Source organism: Pseudomonas wayambapalatensis (assembly GCF_049942315.1).
Lineage (GTDB): Bacteria > Pseudomonadota > Gammaproteobacteria > Pseudomonadales > Pseudomonadaceae > Aquipseudomonas > Aquipseudomonas wayambapalatensis.
The window spans coordinates 1-8,251 of the sequence record NZ_JBNFMU010000150.1 but is presented as its reverse complement, the minus strand read 5'-3'; the positions used below and the strand labels follow the sequence as shown (position 1 = coordinate 8,251).

At 63.5% G+C, this 8,251-nt stretch carries 9 protein-coding genes; 4 read left to right on the top strand and 5 right to left on the bottom strand.

The window, feature by feature from the left end:
- Window positions 1–80: 80 nt before the first annotated feature.
- The 3 genes from ACPZMI_RS09510 to ACPZMI_RS09500 all read right to left on the bottom strand — a co-directional run bounded on the left by ACPZMI_RS09510 (window position 81) and on the right by ACPZMI_RS09500 (window position 2,304).
- On the bottom strand, window positions 81–1,088 hold the full coding sequence (locus ACPZMI_RS09510) for an AI-2E family transporter (RefSeq protein ID WP_054894564.1): 1,008 nt from the start codon (window positions 1,086–1,088) through the stop codon (window positions 81–83).
- 70 nt (window positions 1,089–1,158) lie between these two features.
- Window positions 1,159–1,452 carry a PsiF family protein gene (locus ACPZMI_RS09505; protein WP_186665964.1) on the bottom strand — a complete coding sequence of 98 codons (294 nt, stop codon included), beginning with the start codon at window positions 1,450–1,452 and terminating at the stop codon, window positions 1,159–1,161.
- 63 nt (window positions 1,453–1,515) lie between these two features.
- Window positions 1,516–2,304, bottom strand: a complete 789-nt coding sequence (locus ACPZMI_RS09500) for an AraC family transcriptional regulator (RefSeq protein WP_426352107.1) — start codon at window positions 2,302–2,304, stop codon at window positions 1,516–1,518.
- Window positions 2,305–2,457: 153 nt separating this feature from the next.
- On the opposite strand from ACPZMI_RS09500, the gene ACPZMI_RS09495 reads away from it, so the two are divergent.
- Complete coding sequence (locus tag ACPZMI_RS09495; protein ID WP_288376571.1) at window positions 2,458–3,351, top strand: DMT family transporter; 894 nt, start codon at window positions 2,458–2,460, stop codon at window positions 3,349–3,351.
- Here ACPZMI_RS09495 and ACPZMI_RS09490 read toward each other — a convergent pair.
- Complete coding sequence (locus ACPZMI_RS09490) at window positions 3,332–4,222, bottom strand: esterase/lipase family protein (RefSeq protein ID WP_288376568.1); 891 nt, start codon at window positions 4,220–4,222, stop codon at window positions 3,332–3,334. The genes ACPZMI_RS09495 and ACPZMI_RS09490 overlap by 20 nt on opposite strands.
- Window positions 4,223–4,356: 134 nt before the next feature.
- Here ACPZMI_RS09490 and osmE point away from each other — a divergent pair, with 134 nt between their 5' ends.
- Window positions 4,357–4,698, top strand: a complete 342-nt coding sequence (osmE, locus tag ACPZMI_RS09485) for an osmotically-inducible lipoprotein OsmE (RefSeq protein ID WP_186665960.1) — start codon at window positions 4,357–4,359, stop codon at window positions 4,696–4,698.
- A gap of 39 nt (window positions 4,699–4,737) precedes the next feature.
- Window positions 4,738–5,268 carry a ferritin-like domain-containing protein gene (locus ACPZMI_RS09480; protein WP_426352106.1) on the top strand — a complete coding sequence of 177 codons (531 nt, stop codon included), beginning with the start codon at window positions 4,738–4,740 and terminating at the stop codon, window positions 5,266–5,268.
- 98 nt (window positions 5,269–5,366) lie between these two features.
- Here ACPZMI_RS09480 and ACPZMI_RS09475 read toward each other — a convergent pair whose 3' ends face one another.
- Window positions 5,367–7,430, bottom strand: coding sequence for an AsmA family protein (locus ACPZMI_RS09475; RefSeq protein ID WP_288376565.1), 2,064 nt, complete (start codon window positions 7,428–7,430; stop codon window positions 5,367–5,369).
- Between the two features lie 341 nt (window positions 7,431–7,771).
- Here ACPZMI_RS09475 and ACPZMI_RS09470 point away from each other — a divergent pair, with 341 nt between their 5' ends.
- On the top strand, window positions 7,772–8,227 hold the full coding sequence (locus tag ACPZMI_RS09470; RefSeq protein ID WP_186721832.1) for a phage infection protein: 456 nt from the start codon (window positions 7,772–7,774) through the stop codon (window positions 8,225–8,227).
- The last annotated feature ends 24 nt before the right edge of the window (window positions 8,228–8,251 follow it).

Below are 8,251 nucleotides of genomic sequence, written 5' to 3'. Positions count from 1 at the left end.
GGGAGGTTTGGTTTTTTTGTTTGTGTTGTTTTTTGGGGGGGTTCACCGGAAAGGGGTCCAGTACAATTTCAAGCACCCCCTCAGACCAGCTCCATCCGCCTGAGCTCACTCTTCAGGTAGGCATAGTAGATCGGCCCCGCCACCACCCCCGGCAAGCCGAACGCCGCTTCGAACACCAGCATCGCCAGCAACAGTTCCCACGACTTGGCCCTGATCTGCCCACCGACAATCCGCGCGTTGAGGAAATACTCGACCTTGTGGATGACGATCAGGTAGCCCAGCGCCGCCGCCGCCACCCAGATCGACAGCGACAGCCCGACGATGGTGATCAGGGTGTTGGACATCAGGTTGCCGATCACTGGCAGCAGCCCGAGCAGGAAGGTCAGCACGATCAGGGTCTTGGTCAGCGGCAGGTGCACGTCGAACAGCGGCAGCACCACGGCGAGGAAGATGCCGGTGAACGCCGTGTTGAGCAGCGAGATCTTGATCTGCGCGAAGACGATGTTGCGAAACGCTTGCACCAGCAGGCTCAGGCGCTCGAACAGCGCGGCGGCCAGCGGCTTGCGTCGGGACAGGTCGGGCAGCCGCTGCAAGGCGATGATGGCGCCGAGGATCATGCCGATCAGCAGGGTCACGAACATGTGTGCCATGCCCTTGCCAACCAGTTGCAGGTCGCTCAGGTGGCTGCGGATCCAGTCGCCGATGGCCACCTTGAACTCTGCCGCGCTGGCCGGCAGGTAACCCTCGATGAACGGCGGCAACTGCCCCCGGGCGCGCTCCACCAGGCCCATGAACTTGTCCAGCGAGGCGCCAGGGTTTTCGGCTTCGTGCAGCAGAAAGCTGAAAGCGCCGGCAATCAGCAAGGTCAGCGTGCTCACCACCAGGGTGCCGAGCAGCGCCACCGCCAGCCAGCGCGCCCGTTGCCCGGCGATCAGCGGCTGCAGGCGCGGGGTGAGCATGTTCACCAGCTCGAACACCAGCAGGCCCGCGAGCAGGCTCGGCAACAGCTTGAGGGGCAACGCCAGGAGCAGGCCGGCAACGACGATGATGCAGCTGGCCAGGGTGATCTGGCGGGGGGTGAAAGTCATACAGCCTCGGCGGCAGACAGCGGAAAGACCCGCAGTCTGCCAGCCTTCAGGCGACAGGCATAGGCGCAGGTCACTTCTTCTTCAAGCATTCGCTCATGAATGCCTTGCGCTCGTCGCCCTTGAGCGCCGTGGCCTTCGGGTCGGCGTTGCAGGCCTTCATGCGCTCCTGCGGCGTGGCTGGCTTGGCAGGCTCGGCTTTTTTCAGGCAGGTGCTCATGAACGCCTTGCGCTCGTCACCCTTGAGCTCCTTGGCGGTCGCGTCGGCGTTGCAGGTCTTCATCTTTTCCTGTTGCGGGGTGGCGGCGAATCCCTGGCCGACGATCGACATCCCCAGTACCAGCAATGAAACGTGCAGCATCTTCATGGAGTGGTCTCCTTGTCGCCGCGCCGGATGCACGGTCGTCGTGCAGAGTGTAGACAAGAATTCTTACATCCCTGCCCGCGCCCGCCGCCGGTACTGCTCCGGCGTGCATCGGGCCTGGCGCTGGAACATGGCGATGAACGCCGAGGCACTGCTGTAGCCCAGGTCGAAGGCGATGCTCTGGATCGGCGTGCCGGTCTCCAGCGCTTCGATGGCGCGCAGAAAGCGCAGGCGCAGGCGCCACTCACCAAAGCTCATACCCAGTTCGCGGATGAACTGGCGGGCCAGGGTACGCTCGCTGACATGCACCTGCGCGGCCCAGTCACCGAGCGGCCGGTTATCGCCGGGCTCGGCGTGCAAGGCCTCGAGCACCTGACGCAGGCCGTCGCTGCGGGCGAAAGGCAGGTAGCAGGTTTGCGTGGGAGCCAGCAGCAGTTGGTCGAGCAGCACCTGGACCAGGCGCTGGTCCCGTTCGTCCTGGGCGATCTTGAGGTCACGACGGGCGAAGTCGCCGAGGATCGCCTTGAGGATGTCGCTGATCGCCAGGCTGCAGGGCTGGGAAGGCAGCTCGGCGCACAGGCTGCGGTCGAGATAGACCGAGCGGAACACGACGGCCTGCGGGTTGTAGCAACCGTGTTCACGGTCAGGCGGCACCCAGACCGCATGGTTTGGCGGCGAGATGAAACGCTGGCCGTCAACATCCAGGTGCATGACGCCGTGGGCGGCATAGTTGAGCTGGCCCCACGGATGAAAGTGCGGGGCGCTGACCGTGTCGGCGCCGAACTCGTCGTAGCGAAAGTACACCGGGGCCGGGAGTTCGGGGAAACGGGGATGGTCGAGGTATTTGGCGGACATGCTGTCTGCTTCATAGGGTGAGTTGTCTGGATGGGAGTATAGCCTTGCAGACAGACAGTGGATAATGGCGAGCATCTGCGGTGGTTTTTCGCGGACAACCTCACTCCCGCAAAAGCCCGCACCGAAACAGCAATTCCCACGAGTCAAAGCCTCATGAACTACAGCTTCCCCGTCCTGGCGATTCTTATCTGGGCCGGCAACACCGTCGTCACCAAGATGTCCGCCGGAGCGATCTTTCCCGCCGAGATCGGCTTCTACCGCTGGCTGCTCGCCGGCCTGCTGTTCACCCCGTTCCTGCTGCCGCAGGTGTGGCGCAACCGCGCGGCGATCCGTGCGCAGTTGGGCAAGCTGTTCGTCCTCGGCGTGCTGGGCATGGTCATGTACCAGAGCATGGCCTACTTCGCCGCCGGCATCACCAGTGCCACCAACATGGGCATCATCCTCTCGCTGATGCCGCTGATGTCGCTGGGCCTGTCGATCGCCTGGCTCGGCCAGCGCCTGACCTACGGCGCCTCGCTCGGCGCCCTGGTGTCGTTCTTCGGCGTGCTGGAGGTGGTGTCCGCCGGCAACCCCGGCGCGCTGCTGCACCAAGGGCTCAATGGCGGTGACCTGCTGATGCTGGTCGCCACCTTCGCCTACGCCCTGTACAGCGTGCTGCTGAAGAAATGGCAATTGCGCCTGCCACAGATGCAACTGCTGTACATGCAGATCTGGATGGCGATCCTGGTACTGCTGCCGATGTACCTGCTGTCGGAGAAGACCGGGCTGACCGCGAACAATATCGGCCTGGTACTGTACGCCTGTGTACTGGCGTCGATGATCGCGCCGCAGTTCTGGATGCAGGCCGTGCACAGGCTCGGGCCGACCCGCACGACCCTGTTCTTCAACCTGTTGCCGGTGGTGACTGCCGTAATCGCCGCCGGGGTCCTGAACGAGCAGTTGGCCAGCTATCACTTGTATGGCGGCCTGCTGACACTGGCCGGGGTCATCCTCGCCGAACGCTGGACCACCCCCGTGCGCCGCGCGCCTACAGCCCGGCAGCCTTGAGTCGGGCAGCGTGCTCGGTGAACAGGCGCACCGGGTCCACGCCCTTGCCCACGGCACCGAACTGCTGGTTGACGATGTCCAGGTGATCGAGCGGGTAATCGTCGCCGATCACCTGGCCCAGGTGCGAACTGCAACGCCCGACCATGCCATCGCACTGGCCTTTCTCGCGGGTAAAACTGCGGGCGAACAGGCGGCAGAACCGGTTGCTGCCATCGAAGCGGTTCCAGCCCTTGTCGGTACGCCCGGGCTGCAGGATGCCGGACCAGGAGTAATAGCGCACGCCACCGACCTCGGCGGCCCCCTCGCCGCCCCAGTGCTGCGGCAATCCCTGCGGATACGCCTGGTTGAACAGCGCCACGCCCGAACAGGTCAGCGACTGATGCGAGGCATGCACATCGATGGGTAGCGGATCACGGCGCCAGCCGGTCTCCAGCCACACCAGCAGCAGCGCCAGGCCATGCAGCGCAGCCTTGAGCAGGCGCCCCCGGGCCGAGTCGCCAGGGGCGCTGCGTTCGAGATGATCGGCAAGTTCCGAGCCCTGGTTGGGGCCGGCCACCGAGGTCACCGACGCCACCCGCCCGGGCCTGCAGGCCGCGGCATAGCGCGCACTCAACGCACCCTGGCTGTGGCCGATGAGATTGACCTTGTCTGCCCCGGTGCGCTGGCAGATGTCTTCGATGATCGCCAGCAACTGCTCGCCACGCACCTCGCTGGAATGCAGCGGCGAGACCTGCACTGCAAACACCTGCGCCCCACCCCGGCGCAACGCCGGGACGATGCCGAACCAGTACGGATAGAGCAGCAACCGCACGAAACCGAGCATGCCCGGCACCAGCACCAACGGGTAGCGTGTGGCCAGTTCGTTTGCCATCTGCCATTTCTCTCCCTGAACCCTGCCCTTCTCAGAGTAGTCGCCGCTTCGCTTGATGAATCGAACTCCTGACGCGCCGTGCGGTTCCAACCTTAACAGCTACCCGCAACGGACCTTCTGCAAGGAGCGGAACCATGAACAAAGCGATCCTAGCCATTCTTGTCGCAAGCACGACCCTCGCCGCCTGCGGCAGTCGCCCGGAGAACCCGGTGGACTACGTGACCTACCGCGACGAGCCGCTGGTCAAGCAGGTCGAGCACGGCATGACCACGCAAAAGGTCATCGCCATCGGCGGCAGCCCGTCGAACATGAGCGACCTGCCCAACGGCGGGATCTGCAACGACTACATCCTCTACAAGGATGGCAAGCAGCAGCCCTACTACGTGCGCTTCGACGCCAGCGGCCATGTCGATGCCAAAGGCTTCAAGACGTGCAAGCAACGAGAAGAGGACCGCAAGGCCGTCCCCGGCCAGTGAGCCCTCCCGCCCCAACCCCTGATCTGTATGGAGAGAGTCATGAGCAACGTTGAACTGACCGATATCAACACCTTGCGCCAGCGCGCGCGCCAGCATGTCGAGCAAGGCGCGGTCACCGAGGGCTACAACGCCGACCGCCAGGAAATCATCCGCCTGCTGAACGAGTCGCTGGCCACCGAGCTGGTCTGCACCCTGCGCTACAAGCGCCACTACTTCATGGCCAGCGGTATCAAGGCCAGCGTCGCCGCCGAGGAGTTTCTCGAGCACGCCAAACAGGAAGCCGAACACGCCGACAAGCTGGCCGAGCGTATCGTCCAACTGGGCGGCGAGCCGGATTTCAACCCGGACAACCTGAGCAAGAACTCCCACGCGCAGTACGTGGCCGGCAGCAATCTCAAGGAGATGGTGCTCGAAGACCTGGTCGCCGAGCGTATCGCCATCGACAGCTACCGCGAGATCATTCAGTACATCGGTGACAAGGACCCGACCACCCGTCGCATCTTCGAAGACATCCTGGCCCAGGAAGAAGAGCACGCCGACGATATGTCGGACCTGCTGCAAGGGTTGTAAGCACTGCAGGTGCGGATCGCTCGCGGCAAGGATGTCCGCGAGCAACCTGTAAGCCATCGCGTATCTTTCCCTCTATTTCCCCCTAATTCCTCGCCTCGTTATTTCTTCGGCTTCACCGCCGCAGGCGCCTTGCCGGCCTTCATCCGCTCCAGCAGCGGCGTGCACTGGTTGGGCACATCACCACCGGGGGCAATCAGCGCCAGCAACCCCGCAGCTGGCCCGATCGCCACACCCAGTGCCACCATCCCTGCGCCACGCAAGGCCAGCGGCACAGCCTGCACACCAGCACTGGGCTTGGCGAACGGCCCCCGCACATACAGCGGTGAGCGCAGCGAGAACAGGCGCAGGCCCTTGGATTCCGGGGTGACCTTCAGGTCCAGTTGCTCGCTGGCGAAATTCGCCGTGCCGTTGATGTAGATGATCGCGTTCTCGGTGTCGAACACGAACAGCCGCGTGGTCGCCAAACCATCCTTGATACCGACGTCGGCCGCCGCGCAGTTGATCTTCACATCCTCGTCACCGAACAGCTTGTCGACCACATAGTTGCCGACGTTGAGCCCGGCGATCTCCATCAGGCTGCGGCTGATCGCGCCATCGTTGATCAGCAGGCGTAGGTCGCCATTGGAGGTGCCCAGCAACGCCGCCACTGAATTGCCGCGTCCGCTCAGGTCGGCGTCGCCGTTCAGCTCACCGAAACTGGTCTGCATCGGGGCAAAGGTGGGGAACAGTTCCTTGAGCTTGAAGCCGCGGGCAGTCAGGCGTGCGCGGCCCTGCATCGGCACCGAGCGGCCATCGAGGCGAATATTGGCATCGAGGTTGCCGCCGGCCACGCCAAAGCGCAGCGGGACCATACGCAGCAGACCGTCCTCGAGCACCACATGGGCAGACAGATCCTTGAACGGCAACTGCTCGCTATGCACGATTCGCTTGCCAGCGAACGTCACGTCGGCATCCATCGCCCGCCACCGCTCGGTGCGGAACTCCTCTACCGGCAGCACCTTGCCGGTCGGCTGCTTGCTGGCGCCACCACGGGCTTTCTGCTCGGCGTTGGAGTCGGCGCCGATCAGTGGCGCCAGGTCCTTGAACAGCAACTGGTTGGAGACCAGGTTGCCGGAAAGCTTGGGCCGTGGCTGGCTGGCGACGAAGGCCAGGTCGCCATGGATGTCGCTGTCGCCGATCTTGCCGTTGAAGCCTTCGTAGCGGAAACGCGCGCCCTGCGGATCGTGCAGGTTGGCGGTGAAATGACCGTCGGTGGCATAGGCCGGAGTATCGGGCAAGGTCACGCCAGTCAGTGGATAGAGGTTGCCCAGGCTGCTGCCGGAAAGCTTCAGGCGCAGGTCAAGGGCGCCGAGGTTGCGTGGATCGGTCAAGGTGCCGGCGACCGCTGCGTGCGTATCGCCGACGCGTGCATCGACCTGCAACGGGAATGGCTGCCTGGCGTCCTGTAGCGCCAGCAGGCCGCCGATCTTGCCGGTCGCGGACACTGCCTGGCCCTTGTAGCGGCCTGCGGCCTTGAGCCCGAACGCGTAGTCCTGTGCCCCACCGGCCTTTTCCGCGCTGGCCTTGCCGACGATCTCGCTGAAAGGGATCGGCTTGCCCAGCGGGTCGATCTGCACTTTCATGCTGGTCTGCAGGGTCTGGTCGTCGAAAGTGACGTTGCCTTGGTCGAAGCCGATGGCGCCGATATCCAGCACCCATTTCGACGGTTCGGCGTTCTCGTCCTTGGGCCCGAAGTCGAAGGTCCAGTTGGCCCGGCCGTCGGCCAGGCGGGTCAGGCTGGCGGTGGGATGGGTGAGGTCGATGCGCGGGATCGAGATCTGCTGGAACAACAGCGGTAGCGGCGACAGGCGAAACTCGACGCGCTCCAAGCCGACCATCTGCGGCTCCTTGAGCCAGTCGGGATTGCCCAGGGTCAAGTCTTCGGCCACGAAGCGCGGCCACGGCACCCAGGCGCGCCAGCCGCCCTCATCGGGCTCGCGCTGCCAGTGCACGGCGAGGTTGCCATTGATGGCGAAAGGCCGATGCAGGGCCTCGGAGACCTTCTCGTTGAGCAACGGCTTGATACGGTTCCAGTCGAAGGTGGCGATCACCACCACCAGTATCGCCAGCAAGGCCGCGAGGATAGCGAGGGTCCAGGTAAAGATTCTGGCGGGGCGCGTCATTGCGGGGCTCTCCTGACTGCATGACATGAAGCGGTGCGGCAAAGGCGTTCATTACTTCGGACTGACGAAAGCCCGCGGGGTTTTATCGATGACAGCAATGATAGCGAAGTTTTTCCTGACCTAATTCTCAGCTTCGGGGATGAAATCGACCCGGGTGTTACCGGCAAACCGGGGTAGCACGTAGCCACCCATCACCCCGAAATCATTGATCCAGAGCCTTTGCGCCCAACCATCATTTCCGTCGATTGTTACCATTAGCCGTATGAACTTTTTTCTTGAGTTACCAAGCGTAGCATTGCCCTCGTACCCACTTTCCAGCGTCCCACGAGGAGCACCGAATCATGAAACGCCAACTGCTGCTGAGCCTGAGTCTTTCCATCCTTGCCGCCAACGCCTTCGCCTTGCCGGCTGCCGACCAACACCTGAGTGCCGAAGCCCGTTCCAGCTCGGCAGTGATTGCCCAGCCCCTGAAAACCGTTGCCGAAGGTGGCTCGGACCGCTTGATCGAACGTAACAACCGCGTTGCCGAAGGTGGCTCGGATCGTCTGATCGAACGTAACAACCGCGTTGCCGAAGGTGGCTCGGATCGCCTGATCGAACGTAACAACCGCGTTGCCGAAGGTGGCTCGGACCGTCTGATCGAACGTAACAATCGCGTTGCCGAAGGTGGCTCGGATCGCTTGATCGAACGCAACAACCGCGTTGCCGAAGGTGGCTCGGATCGTCTGATCGAACGTAACAACCGCGTTGCCGAAGGTGGCTCGGATCGTCTGGTCGAAATCCGCCGCGTGAGCTGATGCCCATGGCTGATAACGACAACT